The sequence below is a fragment of the Leifsonia sp. L25 genome (assembly GCF_050632895.1).
Window position 1 is genome coordinate 153,393 of sequence record NZ_JBODRZ010000004.1, and the last position, 14,700, is coordinate 168,092.

A 14,700-nucleotide genomic window follows, 5' to 3' on the forward strand; every position below is an offset into this window, starting at 1 on the left:
GATCAGCGGACAGAGCGGATGCGGAGGACGACGAGCCCGCCCAGGAGGACGAGGGCCGCCGCGATGACGAAGAGCAGCGTGTAGTTCTTGTGATCCCCGGTCACGCCGATGAGGAGGATCGCCGAGGCGACGAGCGGTGCGACGGCTTGCGGGATCGACGTGGCGAAGCCGGTGATGCCCATGAAACGTCCGGCGTCCGTGTCCTTCTCGGGCAGGACGTCCAGGAGCAGGGCCTGGTCGACGGCGGCGAAGAGGCCGATGCCGAGCGAGACCACGAGGGAGCCCGCGATCAGGACCGGGAGGAGGCGGAGAAGGCCATCGTCACCATGCCGACGGCCATCACGAGGCCGCCGACGACGAGGAACAGCCGGCGACGGCGCAGCCGGTCGGAGAGGAAGCCGCCGCCCAGCGCGCCGGCTGTCGTGGCCAGCACGCCGATGCCGCCGAGGGCCGCGATGACGCCCGCCACCTTGTCGACGCCGACGCCGAGGCGCTCGGCGAAGAAGAAGGCCGTGAACGTCGTGTTCAGCGTCAAGCCGAAGTAGAAGAGGAAGCGCGCGAGCCAGTTCCACGAGAAGTCGGGGAACTGCGCGGGCTTGTAGACGTACTTGCTCAGAAGCCGCCCGAGGGTCAGCTGATCCTTCGGCAGACCGCGGCTGTCGTCTTCGTGCACGAGGGTCACGAAGAGGGTGACCAGCACTACGCCGACCGCGCCCGGCACCAGGAAGAGCAGCAGAGCGTCAGCGGTGAAGAACTGCGCGATGACGACACCGAACACCGGTGCGATCTGCGTCGCGAAGCCGTTGAGGCCTCCGGACCTCGCCGCGCTGCGACTCCGGGAGGCGGTCCGCGGTGGAGATCTGGAGGTTGCTCAGCACCGTGCCCCAGCCCCATTGGGCGATGATCCAGCCGACGCCGAGCAGCAGGACCGAGGGCGCGACGGCCATCCACACGAGGGACACGACTCCGACGACCATGCCGCCGATCATGAACGGCCGGCGACGGCCGATGCGCGTACGCGTCCGGTCGCTCCAGACGCCCATGAACGGCGCGCTCAGCATCACGAATAGAGCGCCCGCGCCGGTGATGTACCCGAGGTACTCGGCGTGGCCCGGCGCGAGCGCCTGGATCCGGATCGCGAGCGAGATGGCGATCGGGGTGATGAAGGCCATGAAGACGCCGAACTGGGCCAGCACCATGAACCAGATGTAGCGGGCGCTGACCTTGGGAAGCTCGGGCGGGATCTGGCTCTGCTCGGCGACCACGTCCGGGTGGACGGTCGGGCTCGGGATCGGCGTCGGCAGCGCTGCGACGACCGGTTCGTCGCTGGTGGGATTCGTCATCGCGGTGACTCCATCGTCAAGGGGAAGGGGCTAGCACGAGCTAGTGCAGCTACTATAGAGGGCACTGGCTAGCACGTGCAAGTAGAAGATAGAGTCAGGGAGTCGAAGGAGTGCGCGTGCCGAATTCAGAAGCGCTGAAGCGGGTCACCGCGGCCGATGTCGCGCGGGCGCTGGGCGTCTCGCGCGCCACCGTCGGCTTCGTGCTCAACAACACGCCCGGCCAGACCATCTCGCCGGCGACCCGTGAACGCGTGCTCACGGAGGCCAAGCGCCTCGGCTACCGGCCCCACACCGCAGCCCGGGCGCTGCGCAGCGGGCAGAGCCGCATCGTGCTGCTCATCCTCCCGGACTGGCCGATGGACTACAGCATGCGGACGCACCTCGACGAAGCATCCCTCGTCCTGGACCGGGCCGGTTACTCGCTCGTCACCATGACCCCGCACCCCGGAGGCCAGGCGCAGCCGCTGTGGGAGACCCTGCGCCCGGACGTCGTCGTCGGCATGGCCCCCTCCCCCGGAAGATGGTCGCCGAGATCCGGGAGAGCGGCGTGCAACACCTGATCGCCGCGGTCCGGGAGGATCACGCGGAAGCCGACGAAGTCGGTCTGCGGTACACCGAAGGCCCCCGGCTGCAGGTCGAGCACCTGCTCGCCGCCGGCCGTACGGCGTTGGCCTTCGCCGGCTCGGCGGATCCGCGGGTCGCCGACCTGGTGCGCAGTCGTCGGACCCTCGCGGATCGCACGCTCGTCGAGCGGACCGGCGCGGGCTTCGCCGCCGACGCGGATATCGACCCCGGCAACGCGGCCGACGTGGTCGCGACCTGGCTGGCGGGCGGAATCGACGGCGTCATCGCCTACAACGACGACATCGCGGCACTGGTCGCCGGCGCCGTCCTCCGCTCCGGGCACTCCGTGCCCGGAGACATAGCCGTGGTCGGCCACGACGACAGCCCCCTCGCTTCCCTCTTCGTCCCCAGCCTCACCAGCGTGCGCATCGACACTGCCGGGCTCGGACGCTACGTCGCAGAACTGGCGCTGAGCGCGGTGACCGACGCATCGCCGCCGGAAGCGGGGCCGGAGACCGAGGCGCAGCTCGTCGTCCGCGAGTCCACCGCAGCGGCTCCCGACTCCTGAAGAACGTGCTGCCAGGGAGTCAGGGCGTCCAGTCGCGTGAGACCTGGTCTTCGAGCTGCTTGAGGTGGTCGCCCAAGGTTCCGCTGACCGGAGGGTAGCCGCCGACGGGGTCGGGGGCGGTGTGATCCGTCGTCGACAGCGTAGCGACGGCGGCGACGATCGCGAGGACGGCCATCAGCGCATCGACGGCCAGCACGAGCGTGAGCGCTCGAGGGCGACGGAAGGCGGGCGCCGGACCCTTCTCCGCGCGAGGCTCGGCGGCGAGCGGCGCGAGCGGGACGGTGGGCGGCGGGGCGTCCCCAGCGGAGGTCGGGAGCAACAGCGTCGGGCCGGTGCCGGTAATCGCCGTGGTCGCGTGTTCCATCCGCGCGGTGGCGACATCCGCCGGGTCCGCGGCTCCGCCGATCCACGCCTCCTGGTCCAGCAGCATCCGGAGCTCGGAGGCGACACTCTGCGCCGTGGGCCGCTGCTCCGGTTCCCGCGCCGTCATCGCAGCGAGGAGCGCACGCCACCGCGGGTCGAGCGTGGCCGGGATCTCCGGATCGCGGGTGAGCCGGGCCGCGGCGGACTCGGCCAGCCTGCCGCCGAATTCCCGGCGCCCGGTCAGGCACTCCAGCAGGACGAGGCCGAGCGAGTACACGTCGCTGCAGCCGCTCAGGGGCCGGCCGAGCGCCTGCTCCGGGCTCAGATAGCTCGCGGTGCCCATCACCGAACCGGTCGCGGTGATCCTCCCGTCGTCGACCAGCCGGGCGATGCCCAGATCGGTGAGCTTGGCGGCGACTCCCGTCGACGGCGACTCCGGCAGCAGGATGTTCGCCGGGGAGATGTCCCGGTGCACCACGCCCTGACCGTGGATGTACGCCAGGGCCTTGGCGATGTCGAGGCCGATGGCAGCGACGATCGGGCCGGGGAGGGCCCGTCCGCGAGACGCGCGCGGGCGTCGCTGCCCTTGACGTACTCCAGCACGAGCACGCCGCGCCCGTCGCCGTCGGGGGTGGCGTCGAACAGGGTGACCAGCGAGGGATGCGACAGGCTGGCGAGCAGACGCACCTCGCCCTCCTGGCGGCGCAGGTCCTCCGCGGAGGCGAGCTCGGGACGGAAGATCTTCAGCGCCACGTCGCGGCCGAGGGCCTGGTCCTGCGCGCGGAACACCTCGGCCATCCCGCCGTGCCCGATCCGCTCCAGGATGCGATACCGGTCGGCGATCAGCCGGCCGGCGCCGTCCGCTGCGGCCGCCGGGATCTCATCGGTGGTCGACATGCTCAGTCGCCTCCCTTCCCGTCGCCCTTCTTGCCGCCGTCGCCGCCCTTGTCGCCCTTCTTGCCGTCGCCTGGTTGCTGCTGCTGTTGTTGCTGTTGCTGCTGAAGCTGCTGGATCTGCTGCTGCAGCTGCGCCTTCTCCGCCGCATCCTGCAACCGGCTCAGGTCGGCCCTGATCGTGGCGATGGATGCGGCGATCGCGTCATGCCGGGCCGTGCTGATGGAACCCTTCTTCAGCGCCGCATCGTTCAGCTGCTCCAGGGCGGCCAGCTTCGTCAGTGCCCCTGCGTAGTCGTTCGCGCGGGCCGTGTTCGCCACATCCAGCACCGCGTGCTGCAACTGACTCGACGTCTGTGGGGAGTACGTCTCGCCGCTGCTGCACCCGGTCAGTCCCAGAGCGAGCAGGAGCGCGGCCGCGACCATGCGGATGGGTCCGGCCATCTCGACACTCCATTTCACTTCAGGGCACGCCGAACGGGCGGCGGTTTGGGGGTCCTTGCCACGGTAACCGCGCTCCACAGCCTTGTCGACCCGGCCCGGCAGGCCGCCGCGGGGTGGCGATGCGCGCCATTACCCCGGCTTCGATTCACCGTCTACCCCGCGGTGGTGATCCCGGAAATGCCGGAAAATACTGAGGTGAACAGACCCGAGACCCCGGTTCCGCTTCTGCTCGGAAGGTACCGCCCGGAGCGGCTGCTCGCGCGCGGCGGCACCTCAATGGTCTTCCGCGCTCGGGATGAGAACCTCGGCCGCGACGTCGCGGTCAAGCTGTTCTCCTCCGGAAGCGAGGACGACGTCGCACGGTTCCGGGCCGAGGTCGGCGTGCTCGCCGGCCTCCGTCACCACGGCGTCGTGTCGATCCTCGACGCGGGCGTCGACGACTCGTCACCCAGGGACCCCCGCCCGTTCCTGGTCATCGAACTGGTCGACGGCAGCACGCTCCGCGCGGTGCTGCACGCCGGGCCACTGACGACCCGGCAGATCGGCGAGATCGCGTTCGAGGTCGCCGAGACGCTCGAATACGTCCACGCGCGCGGCGTCATCCACCGGGACGTGACGCCGACGAACATCATGATCGTCGACTACGGCACCCGGTTCTCACGGCCGCGGGCGAGGCTGACGGACTTCGGCATCGCCATCCACGCGACGCACCCGCAGGAGTTCACCGAGGAGACGTTCGGCACGGCCGCCTACCTGAGCCCCGAGCAGGTGCGCAACGAGCCCCTGACGCCGGCGTCGGACATCTACTCGCTGGGCCTCGTCCTGCTGGAGTGCTTCACGAGGACCGTCGCGTTCCCGGGCACGCCCGTCGGCTCCGCTCTGTCGCGACTGAACCGCGACCCCGCGATGCCGGACGACATCCCCGACCGCTGGGGTGCGCTCATCCAGTGGATGACGCAGGCCGACCCGTCGCGGAGGCCGTCCGCCGCCGACGTCGCGACCGCCGCGCGCGGGGCCCTGCGGGCGGACCGGGAGGCTGCTGTTCCCTCCTAGGCCCAGCCGCGGAGGCCCCCTACGCGCTCAGGCGCGGATAGTTGCCGGTCTCGCCGGAGCGCGTCCGGGTGAGCGGCGCCATGACGACGCGGTTGGGGAGGCGGAGGTCGCCGAGCGAGACGGGAGAGAACAGATCCATCGAGGGGTTGCCTTTCGGTGTGGGGACGTGGACCCCAACGGTCCGCGGGACCCGCGCTATTCCGCCGGGACGCCCGGCCTGTTCGCTGAGCGAGGAGGTTGCGGGTTCGGGGGTCGCCGTCAGTTCCCGACGAAGGACCGCAGTATCGACAGCAGCTTCGGCCTCTCGGCGCCGATCCAGAAGAGGTGGCTCGGCGAGGCGAGTTCCACGAGCTCGGCGTCGTGAATGATGTGAGCGAAGTCGACGGCGTGCGCGAAGGACACGCCGCCGTCGTGTCGCGAGGCTGTAACAAGCGTCGGGCAACGAACGCGCTCCATCACGGCGCGTCGTACGTCGGCGTCTTCGGAATGGCCTTGCCGGAGGTCGTTCGTGAAGCCGAAATCCGAGCGCATGGACCGGAACAGTCCGCGGGCCTCTTCCTTGTCCGCCGCGCTCATCCGACCCCACCACTGACTCACGGGCAGGTTCGAGAGCGGTGACATCATCATGCGCAGTCCCGCATCCCATCGGACCGCACCGCGAATCGCCGCCCACACCAGGCCCTGGAGCAGCACGGAGAACACCACCGGCCCGAAGACGGCTTCAGCCCGGCTGTCGGGATACCTCAGGCTGGACGGCGCGCAGCTGTGCAGAATCAACCGTTGAACCGCCAGGGGCTGACTCGCCGCGACATGCACGGCCTGCAGTCCCCCGAATGACACACCGACCGCGGCAGCGACGGAAGCGATGCCGAGTTGGTCGCACACCTCGGCCACGAGCGGGGTGAACTCGGCAGCGGTAAGGCGACCGACACGTGTGCGGCCATACCCCGGGCGCGAGAATGAGAGCACCTCATGCCCCAGGTCGGCATACAGGCTCCAACCGCAATCCGTCGCCGCGCGGCAATGTCCTCCGGGAAAGAACAGCACCGGAGGCTTCTCGCCCGGCACGTGCACGGTCTCGACGACTCCACCGGTCGTCCTGATGAGTTGCGGCCCTGCCATTTGCCCTAGTGTTGCGCCATGCGGCAGCGCCCGGCACTCCGCCGGTCCGCGCAGCGGCGCGCGCACCGCTACATCCCGATGCCGCGCGAGCGGATGGCGCGCGACGGGTGCATCTGGGCGGTATTCCAGCCGTAAGAATCAGCTGGCAGGGGCGCCGGTGCTGTCCCGCACCTTGAGCTGCGGCTGGATGAGCGGGATGGTGGCGGGTGTCTCGCCCCGCAGGGCGCCGAGCACGCTCTCCACCGCCCGACGTCCGACTTCGGTGAAATCCAGCCGGACGGTCGTCAGCGCGGGCTGGAAGTAGGCAGACTCGTCGCGGTCGTCGAAACCGACCACGCTCACGTCCTCGGGCACGCTGATGCCGCGGTCGTGAAGCGCCTTGATGACGCCGAGCGCCATCACGTCGTTGATGGCCAGCACGGCGGTGATGGATCGGTCCGCGGCGATCTCGAGGCCGGCCCGGTAGCCCGACTCCGGCGACCAGTCGTCGGATGCGAACACGGCCGGGACGGATCGGCCGGCGAGGGCGAGCTCCGTCTGCCACCCGCGTTGACGCGCCTCGGAGGCCATCCATCCCGCCGGGCCCCCGACGAAGTGGACGGTCTCATGACCGAGGTCGAGCAGGTGCCGGGTCGCCAGCTGCGCGCCCAGGGTCTCGTCGATCGAGATCGTGGCGGGGCCGGCGGGTGAACCCTGTTCGAAACGCACCACGGGCACGTCGGCGTCGAGCCGCTGGAGCACTTCCGTCGCCGCCGTCATCGGCGCGAGGACCACGATGGCGTCCACGCCGCCGTCGACCAGGGAGTCGAGACCCGCCCGGATGCTGGCCTGGTCGACCTCCGCGACGCTGACGAGGCTCGTGGAGTACCCGTTCCGCCGGGCCTCCTCGGCGATGCCGAACAGCGCGAGCGCGGGGCCGTGCACGGAGAGGGCGTAGCTGAGCACGCCCAGATTCATCGAGCGGCTCGTGGCGAGCGCCCGCGCCGCTGAGTTGCGGCGGTAGCGCAGCTGCGACATGGCCGCCTCGACCCGGTCCCGGATCTCGGGAGAGACGTTGCTGTGACCGTTGACCACGCGCGAGACCGTCTGCTGCGAGACCCCGGCGAGGCGGGCAACATCGACCATGCGCGCCGCGCGCGGCGCACCGGTTCTCGTCTCCGTCATCCCCCAATTATGGCCGGGACCGGCAGGGCGCTGGTCAGCGTCCGGCCGGTCCCGTGATCGGCCGGCGGCTCAGCGGTTGCCGTAGCGCAGCACCGCGGGGTGCTGCTCGTACGGCCACTCGGCCTCCGGGATCATGTACTCCAGCGTCGTGTAGCTGCCGTCCATCGTTGCGGCCAGAGACGGGGGCCCGGGGAACCCGATGACGCGCCAGCCGACGCGGTTGTCGTTCCCGCCGTAGACCGGGTCGCCGTAGAACCCCTGGCGGGTGTTCAGCACCAGGAGCGGGAAGAACTCGAGGAAGTCCTCGTTGACCGGCTGGTTGCCCGCCGGCGCTCCCCGCTGCCCTGGCCGTCCGACTCGGCGAACACGAACTTCGCCGGCTTCTCCTTCCGGGAGATGGCCTCCAGGACGGTGTCCTGCTGATCGTCGTCCAGGTCGACGAAGTCGGCGCCGAACTTGTCGGCGGCGATCCCGTCCAGCTCCACGATCCCCTCGCGGTAGAACTTCTGGCGGCTCTCGATGCGCTCCTGCCAAGCCTTCTCCTCGAGCGCCTCCATGCGGAGGAAGCCCTTTCCGTCAGCCGCGGGGAAGACGAACTGCGTCCCCGCCAGCATCCGGTCGATGAACCGGACCACTCCCGCCTCGCGGGCTCCCGGGTGGTGGTCCGTCGGAATGATGCGCGCAGTGGCGGCCTCGACAGTCGCCCACTCGTGCTCCGTGAAGAACAGCGGCCCATCCGTGTCTCGCGTCGAGATCGGAACGGTGACCCATTCTGCCTGTCCCATTGTCTTCGTCGTCTCCTTAGAGGTCGCGTGGATGTCAGTCGGTCCAGCCGTGGCGGTCCACGGCGATGATCCGGTCGGCGCAACGCCAGGCGTTCGCCATGATGGTGAGCGCCGGGTTGATGCCGGTCGCCGTCGGGAAGAAGCTGGCGTCGAACACGTAGAGGTTCGGCACCTCGTGCGAGCGGCACCACTTGTCGACGACCGAGGTCGCCGGGTCGTTGCCCATGCGGGCCGTGCCGAGCTCGTGCGACGTGTTGCCGGTGATCCGCTCCATGTTGACCGGGACGACCTTGGATGCGCCGGCCGCCTCGAGGATCTCGCCGTTCTTCTTCACCTGCCACTTCTCCTGCGCGAAGTCGTTGGCGTGCGGGGTGTGGGTGATGCGGGCGACGGGGAGGCCCCAGGCGTCCTTCACGGTCGGGTCCAGATCCACACGGTTGGACTCGACGGGGAGGTCGTGGAGCAGGATGCCGATCTTCATGCTGTAGTTGAAGAGGTCGCGGTCGGCGTCCTTGGCGGCCTGGCCCCAGGTCGGGCGGCCGGGGAAGCTCCAGTTGACCGGGTGTCCCAGCATCGACGGGAAGATCAGCGAGCCGAGGATGTGCCCCCGCGACTCGTCCGTCTCGTAGAAGTCGAACGAGCACAGGTTCATGTAATGGCCCGACCAGCCGTACAGCGGGTCGTGCAGCTCCTTGTCGAAGAGCCCGACCGAGAACGAGTACTGGTGGAAGGTGGCGTTCTTGCCGACCTGACCGCTGCCGTTGCCCAGACCGTCCGGGAACAGCGCGGACTTCGACATCAGCAGCAGACGCGGGGTCTCGATGCCACCGCCGCAGACGATGACGGCCTTCGCATTCTGCACGAATTCGTTGCCGTTCTCGTCCTGGTAGCGCACACCGGTCGCCTTGCCGGTCCCGTCTACGAGGATCTCGCTGACGTAGCAGTCGGACCGCAGGTCGTAGAGCCCGGTGTTGATGGCGTCCGGGATGAAGCTGATCAGTGTCGAGGACTTGCCGTTGCCCGGGTCCGGGTACTGCTGCCAGAACCCGTTCTCGCTGAACGGCTTGCGGCCGCGGTACGGCTCGGTCACCATGCCTTGCGGCATCGGGAACGTGCTGTGGCCCATCTTGTTCATCGCGGTCGCGAACTTGCGGCCGATCTGGCTGAGTGGCGCAGGCTTGGTCGGGTAGTCGCGGCTGCGGCGGCCCTCCCAGCGGTTGGCGCCCCCGAGCCCGGAGGTGCCGAACTCCCACTCCACTCGCGTGTAGTACGGCTCGAGGTCGTCGTACGTGATCGGCCAGTCGACCAAGCTCGCGCCCTCGACGTCGCCGTGGATCGAACGGAGACGGAAGTCGTTCTCCGTCATCCGGGGAACCATGCCGCCCCAGTGCGTGGTGCCGCCGCCGACGACCTGCGGCGTCGCCGAGAAGTTCGTGATGACGGCTTCCTCGCTGTCGTTCTGGCGGTAGGTACGGGGCTTGAGCTTGGGGTCCTGCCAGATGAAGTTGCGGTTCAGGAACTTGAGCTCGTCACCGGAGGCGTGCTCGGGCTTCAGCCACGGGCCGCGCTCCAGGCCGACGACGCGGAGGCCCGCCTCGGTCAGCACTTTGGCGGCGGTCGCCCCGCCGGCGCCGGCGCCGGCGATCACGACGTCGACCGGCTCGGGGTTCTTGAGGGTGGTCATTGTCTGTCCTTCCTTGTGACGTTCTGTTGGGGGATGCGTCGCCTAGGCGAGCACCCCGGCGCGGCCCAGGCGCGCGATCGGGAGCAGCTCGTCCCACAGCGCCTCGGGGATGTCGAACTCGGCGAGCTCCACCGTCTGAGCGACCCGCTTGGGCTCGGACATGCCGACGATCGTGGAGGTGACGCGCGGATCGCGCAGCGAGAACTGCAGCGCCGCGGCCGCGAGCGGGACGCCGTGCTCGACGCACAGCGCCTCCATCCGGCGCACGCGCTCCAGCACGTCGTCCGCGACGGGGCCGTAGCAGTAGGTGGGGACCGCATCCGGGCCCTTCACGAGCATCCCACCGCCGAAGGGCGCTGCGTTCACGAAGGCGACCCCGCGGGCCTGCGCGTCGTCGAGGAGCGGCTCCGCGGACTGGTCGACCAGGGTGAACCGGTTGTGGCTGATCACGGCGTCGAACGCCTCGGTGGCGAGGTACTGCAGCTCGAGGTCGATCGGGCCGCCCGCGACGCCGAGGTGGCCGATCACACCCTGGTCGCGCAGGTCGATCAGCGCCTCGAGCGGGCCGCCGGGGGCGACGCCCTCCTCGAAGCTGATCTTCTCGGGGTCGTGGAGGTAGACGAGCGGGAGGTGATCGAGGCCGAGGCGCTCGAGGCTCTCCTCTACGGAGCGACGCACCCGGTCGCCCGAGAAGTCGGTGGTGCCCGGGATCGGGTCCACCTTGGTGGCTACCAGGTAGCCCTCCGGAACCCCGCCGTTCTCGCGGATGGCCTGCCCGATGCGCTTCTCGCTGTCGCCGCCTCCGTACTCGTTGGAGGTGTCGATGAAGGTGAACGGGCCCTCGAAGACGCGCCGGATGGTCGCGACCGCGGTCTCGGTGTCCACTTCATAGCCGTACTGCGCGGGGAAGCTGCCGAGGGCGCTGGTCCCGACGCAGACGTCGGAGACGGTCAGCCCGGTGCGCCCGAGTTGTTTGGTAGTCATTGCGCTTTCGCTTTCTTTCAGCTGTTCGGTTGTCTTACGGGGTTCGTGAGGGTGGCGCCGTGCTCTGCCGCACGATGAGCGTCGGACTCACCCGCGGCAGAGGGTCGGCCTCGCCGCCGCGCATCAGGTGCAGGATGCGGTCGACCGCCAGGCGCCCGACCTCTTCGAAGTCGAGGCGGACCGTGGTGAGGGCCGGCCGGTAGTACGGCGCCTCGGGGACGTCATCGAAGCCGACGACGCTGACGTCCTCCGGCACCCGGAGGCCCGCGTCGGCGAGCGCCTTGACCATGCCGAGGGCCATCTGGTCGTTGGCGACGAACACCGCCGTGATGGTCGGGTTGCCCGCGATCTCGCATCCGGCGTGGTATCCCGAGCGGGTGGACCAGTCGCCGACGAACGCTCGGTTGGTCACCCGACCCGCCGATGCGAGGGTTCTGGCCCAGCCTCGGATCCGAGCGTCGCTGCCCAGCCAGCCGCTGGGACCGGCGACCTGCCAGACCGTTTCGTGTCCCAATTCCAGCAGGTGCCGAGTCGCGAGCTCGGCCCCGGCGACCTCGTCGGTCGCGACGCTCCGCGTGCCCTCCGCCGCCCCCGGCTCGAACACGACCAGCGGAACGCCGGCGTCCAGTCCGGTGATGGCTTCGAGGGCCGCCTGCACCGGGGCCAGGACGACGATCCCGTCGACCGAGTCCTCGACCAGATGTTCGAGGGCCGCTTTCATCCCTGCGCGGTCCACGTCGCCCAGGGTGACGAGGTTGGTGGCGTAGCCCGCCTTCCTCGCCTCGTCCGCGATCCCGCTGAGGGCGACGGACGGACCGTACTGGGCGAGGCCGAAGCTGACGATCCCGATGTTCATGGTCCGGCCGTTGGCCAGGGCCCGTGCGGCGGGATTGCGGCGATAGCGCAGCTGCTGGATGGCGGTCTCCACCCGGTCCCGGACGTCCGGTGCCACATTCGGGCTTCCGTTGACGACGCGGGAGACGGTCTGCTGGGAGACCCCCGCCAGCCGTGCGACATCGATCATCCTGGCACCGCGAGTCGTCGTCTGCTTGTCGTTCCTCGATGGTGCCGACACGGTCTCAGCTCGCTGCCCGGGCGGTCCGGCGCCCGAAGTGCGATCGGAAGAAGCCGGAGATCCGCTGCACGCCTCCCGCGCTGGAGAGGAAGACGGCGATGACGATCACGGCGCCCTTGATGACCAGCTGCGGCTCCGACGAGATGCCGACCAGATTCATGACGTTGATGATCGTGGCGAGCACGAACACACCGATGACCGCGCTGATCGGGTCGCCCTTGCCGCCCATGAGGCGAGGCGCCGCCGACCACGACCGCCGCGATCGCATCCAGCTCGTAGCCGACGCCGATGAGCGAGCTGCCCTGCCGCAGCTGGGCGGCCGCGATCAGGCCGGCGAGGCCCGCCAGGAGGCCCGACATCGTGTACGTGATGATGAGGTTGCGGGCGACGGGGAGGCCCGAGAGGCGCGCGGCCTCCGGGTTGCCGCCGATCGCGTACAGCGAGCGGCCGAAGGTCGTGAACTTCGCCACGAGCGCCGCGAGGATCATCACGATGAGGAAGATCATGACCGGGTTCTGCAGGCCGAGGCTGGTGCCGCGGGCGAACAGGTCGATGAAGGTCTGATCGGTGATCTGGATGAGGCTCGTCGACTGGATGATGTAGCTGAAGCCCTTGACCGCGCTCATCATCGCGAGAGTCGCGATGAACGGGGGATCCGCAACCAGACCACCAGGAGCCCGTTGATCAGTCCGGCGACCCCGCAGCAGAACAGCGTGAACGCGACGGAGAGCCCGGTCGCCATGCCCGCCTGCAGGGTGAGGGCGACGATGACGGTCGACATCGCCAGGATGGAGCCCACCGACAGGTCGATGCCTCCCGTCAGGATGACGAAGAACTGACCGACCGCCAGCACCGCCACGATGGATGCCGCCGCGATCACGTTCTCCGCGTTCCGCAGCGTCAGGAAGTCGCCCGAGACGTAGTAGCCGATCACGATGATCACGACGAGCACGAGCAGCAGGTAGCTCTTGGGAAGCAGGCGCTTGGCCACGCCACCCCACGTGGATCGCGTGGGCGCGGCCGGGGAGGTCCCGGCGGACTGCGCCGGCTCTTGGAGGGTCTTGTTCGACATTGTCTTTCCCGTCGTTGGGTTCTGTCAGAGGTGTTCTGGGGTGAGGACGGCTCAGGCCAGCAGCTGGAGGATCCGCTGCCCCTGGGGGTCGATCTCGTCGTGGTCGAACTCGGCGACGACGCGGCCGCGCGCCATCACCAGCACGCGGTCGCACATCATCGCCTCGGAGATCTCGGAGCTCGCGATGACCACGGTCCCGCCCGACCGGGCGAAGTCGCGGATCAGCTCGTACATGTCCTCCTTGGCTCCGACGTCGACCCCGCGGGTCGGCTCGTCGCAGATGAGGAGGCGCGACGAGCGCACCAGCCAGCGGGCGAGGATGCCCTTCTGCTGCGTCCCGCCGGCTGAGCGTCTTCATCGGCTGGTTGACGCTGGAGACCTTCATGCCGAGCCGGGTCACCATGTCCTGGGCCGCGCGCTTCTCGCGCTTGCCGTCGATCACCGAGAGCCGGCTGAACATCGGCATGCTCGCCAGGGTGATGTTGCCGGCGACGCCCATCTCCGGGATGAAGCCCTGCGCCTTCCTGTCCTGCGGGAGGAGGCCGATGCCGCGGCGGATGGCATCGCGGGGTGAGGCGAAGTCGACCTTCTTGTCGTCCATCCGCAGCTCGCCGTCGGTCTTCCGGCGGGCGCCGGCCAGCAGGCTGGCCAGCTCGGACTGGCCGGAGCCGATGAGGCCGGCGATGCCGAGCACCTCACCCTGGTAGAGGTCGAAGTCGATGTCGGCGACCCGGTCGTCCTCGCCCAGCCCGCGGGCCGAGAGGAGGACGGTGTCGGTGCGCCCGGCTCCGAGGCGGGGGCTGCGCTCGCCGCGCAGGGCCGCATCCGCGATCGAGCCCTCGAGGCTCTTGCCGACCATCGCCGTCACCACGTCGGCCGGCTTCGACTCGGCGGTGCTCAGGTTGGCCGCGGTGACGCCGTCGCGCAGGACGGTGACCGCATCGCACAGGCTGTACAACTCGTCCATGCGGTGCGAGATGTAGAGGAGCGTGACGCCCTCGGCCGCCAGGCGGCGCAGCACGGTGAACAGCCGCTCCACGTCCGGGAGGGGGAGCGTGGAGGTGGGCTCGTCGAGCAGCAGCACGCGCGCATCCTTGTGGAGGGCCTTGGCCAGCTCGACCGCCTGCTGCTCCGCCACCGAGAAACTGGAGACCGGCTGCCGCACGTCGAGGTCGAATCCGACCCGCGCGAGGGCATCTCGCGCTTGGGCCTGCATGGCGTTCCAGTCGACGACGGCGCCCTTGGTGGGGAGCGTGCCGAGGAAGATGTTCTCCGCCACCGACAGCGACGGCACGAGGCTCAGCTCCTGGTAGATGGTGTGGATGCCGGCGGCCTGCGCATCCGTCGGTTCCTTGAACCGCATGACCTCGCCGCCCAGGCGGATGGTACCGCCGTCCGGGGTCTCGGCGCCGGAGAGGATCTTGACGAGCGTCGACTTGCCGGCGCCGTTCTGTCCGGCGAGCGCGTGGATGCTCCCGCGCTTGACCGAGAAGCTGACCCCCTTGAGCGCCTGGACGCCCAGGTAGCCCTTGGTGATGCCCTCGAGCTGAAGCTCGTCCATGTTTCTCTGCACTTCCTCGTGACGT

The 14,700-nt window shown here is 69.5% G+C and carries 16 protein-coding genes and 1 pseudogene; 3 read left to right on the plus strand and 14 right to left on the minus strand.

All coding sequences use genetic code 11. From position 1 onward, the window contains the following. Positions 1-2: 2 nt before the first annotated feature. From ACRAWC_RS21280 to ACRAWC_RS21290, 3 genes are read right to left on the minus strand one after another with little or no spacing between them, the layout of a single operon-like run. Positions 3-275: an LPXTG cell wall anchor domain-containing protein gene (locus ACRAWC_RS21280; RefSeq protein ID WP_431349595.1), complete on the minus strand. Its 273-nt coding sequence runs from the start codon at positions 273-275 to the stop codon at positions 3-5. Positions 276-289: 14 nt separating this feature from the next. After that, positions 290-778, minus strand: coding sequence for an MFS transporter (locus ACRAWC_RS21285; RefSeq protein WP_431349596.1), 489 nt, complete (start codon positions 776-778; stop codon positions 290-292). Further along, positions 741-1,343 carry an MFS transporter gene (locus tag ACRAWC_RS21290; protein ID WP_431349597.1) on the minus strand — a complete coding sequence of 201 codons (603 nt, stop codon included), beginning with the start codon at positions 1,341-1,343 and terminating at the stop codon, positions 741-743. Before ACRAWC_RS21290 ends, ACRAWC_RS21285 begins: the two co-directional genes overlap by 38 nt. 116 nt (positions 1,344-1,459) lie before the next feature. On the opposite strand from ACRAWC_RS21290, the gene ACRAWC_RS21295 reads away from it, so the two are divergent. Together ACRAWC_RS21295 and ACRAWC_RS21300 are read left to right on the plus strand one after the other, a co-directional pair. Beyond that, on the plus strand, positions 1,460-1,903 hold the full coding sequence (locus ACRAWC_RS21295; RefSeq protein WP_431219269.1) for a LacI family DNA-binding transcriptional regulator: 444 nt from the start codon (positions 1,460-1,462) through the stop codon (positions 1,901-1,903). Further along, positions 1,891-2,475: a substrate-binding domain-containing protein gene (locus ACRAWC_RS21300; RefSeq protein ID WP_431245916.1), complete on the plus strand. Its 585-nt coding sequence runs from the start codon at positions 1,891-1,893 to the stop codon at positions 2,473-2,475. The genes ACRAWC_RS21295 and ACRAWC_RS21300 overlap by 13 nt, the downstream gene beginning before the upstream one ends. 19 nt (positions 2,476-2,494) lie before the next feature. Here the strand turns inward: ACRAWC_RS21300 and ACRAWC_RS21305 are convergent, their stop codons facing one another. From ACRAWC_RS21305 to ACRAWC_RS21315, 3 genes and pseudogenes are all read right to left on the minus strand, one after another. Beyond that, a complete protein-coding gene (locus tag ACRAWC_RS21305; RefSeq protein ID WP_431349598.1) occupies positions 2,495-3,316 on the minus strand; it encodes a serine/threonine-protein kinase in 822 nt (273 codons plus the stop codon). A gap of 137 nt (positions 3,317-3,453) precedes the next feature. Next, positions 3,454-3,735: pseudogene (locus tag ACRAWC_RS21310) on the minus strand (protein kinase domain-containing protein); the annotation flags it as partial. A gap of 2 nt (positions 3,736-3,737) precedes the next feature. Then, on the minus strand, positions 3,738-4,175 hold the full coding sequence (locus tag ACRAWC_RS21315; RefSeq protein ID WP_431245918.1) for a hypothetical protein: 438 nt from the start codon (positions 4,173-4,175) through the stop codon (positions 3,738-3,740). A gap of 195 nt (positions 4,176-4,370) precedes the next feature. Here ACRAWC_RS21315 and ACRAWC_RS21320 point away from each other — a divergent pair, with 195 nt between their 5' ends. Further along, positions 4,371-5,228 (plus strand): serine/threonine-protein kinase, encoded by an 858-nt coding sequence (locus ACRAWC_RS21320; RefSeq protein WP_431349599.1) that lies wholly within the window; start codon positions 4,371-4,373, stop codon positions 5,226-5,228. 258 nt (positions 5,229-5,486) lie between these two features. On the opposite strand, the gene ACRAWC_RS21325 is transcribed toward ACRAWC_RS21320, so the two are convergent. The 8 genes from ACRAWC_RS21325 to ACRAWC_RS21360 form a co-directional block, all read right to left on the minus strand. Beyond that, positions 5,487-6,350 (minus strand): alpha/beta fold hydrolase, encoded by an 864-nt coding sequence (locus ACRAWC_RS21325; RefSeq protein ID WP_431245919.1) that lies wholly within the window; start codon positions 6,348-6,350, stop codon positions 5,487-5,489. Positions 6,351-6,488: 138 nt separating this feature from the next. Further along, complete coding sequence (locus ACRAWC_RS21330) at positions 6,489-7,475, minus strand: LacI family DNA-binding transcriptional regulator (protein ID WP_431221495.1); 987 nt, start codon at positions 7,473-7,475, stop codon at positions 6,489-6,491. A gap of 108 nt (positions 7,476-7,583) precedes the next feature. After that, the gene (locus ACRAWC_RS21335; RefSeq protein ID WP_431349600.1) at positions 7,584-7,790 is read right to left on the minus strand and encodes a hypothetical protein; all 207 of its coding nucleotides are present in this window, start codon (positions 7,788-7,790) and stop codon (positions 7,584-7,586) included. Further along, positions 7,784-8,299 carry a gluconate 2-dehydrogenase subunit 3 family protein gene (locus tag ACRAWC_RS21340; protein ID WP_431349601.1) on the minus strand — a complete coding sequence of 172 codons (516 nt, stop codon included), beginning with the start codon at positions 8,297-8,299 and terminating at the stop codon, positions 7,784-7,786. The genes ACRAWC_RS21335 and ACRAWC_RS21340 overlap by 7 nt, the downstream gene beginning before the upstream one ends. Positions 8,300-8,333: 34 nt before the next feature. Further along, on the minus strand, positions 8,334-9,983 hold the full coding sequence (locus ACRAWC_RS21345; RefSeq protein WP_431245920.1) for a GMC family oxidoreductase: 1,650 nt from the start codon (positions 9,981-9,983) through the stop codon (positions 8,334-8,336). A 42-nt stretch (positions 9,984-10,025) separates the two neighbouring features. After that, entirely contained in the window at positions 10,026-10,967 is a 942-nt protein-coding gene (locus ACRAWC_RS21350) for an aldo/keto reductase (protein WP_431245921.1), read from the minus strand. A gap of 34 nt (positions 10,968-11,001) precedes the next feature. Continuing rightward, positions 11,002-11,991: a LacI family DNA-binding transcriptional regulator gene (locus ACRAWC_RS21355; protein WP_431245922.1), complete on the minus strand. Its 990-nt coding sequence runs from the start codon at positions 11,989-11,991 to the stop codon at positions 11,002-11,004. Next, positions 11,988-14,675: an ATP-binding cassette domain-containing protein gene (locus tag ACRAWC_RS21360; protein WP_431349602.1), complete on the minus strand. Its 2,688-nt coding sequence runs from the start codon at positions 14,673-14,675 to the stop codon at positions 11,988-11,990. The genes ACRAWC_RS21355 and ACRAWC_RS21360 overlap by 4 nt, the downstream gene beginning before the upstream one ends. Between the last annotated feature and the right edge of the window lie 25 nt (positions 14,676-14,700).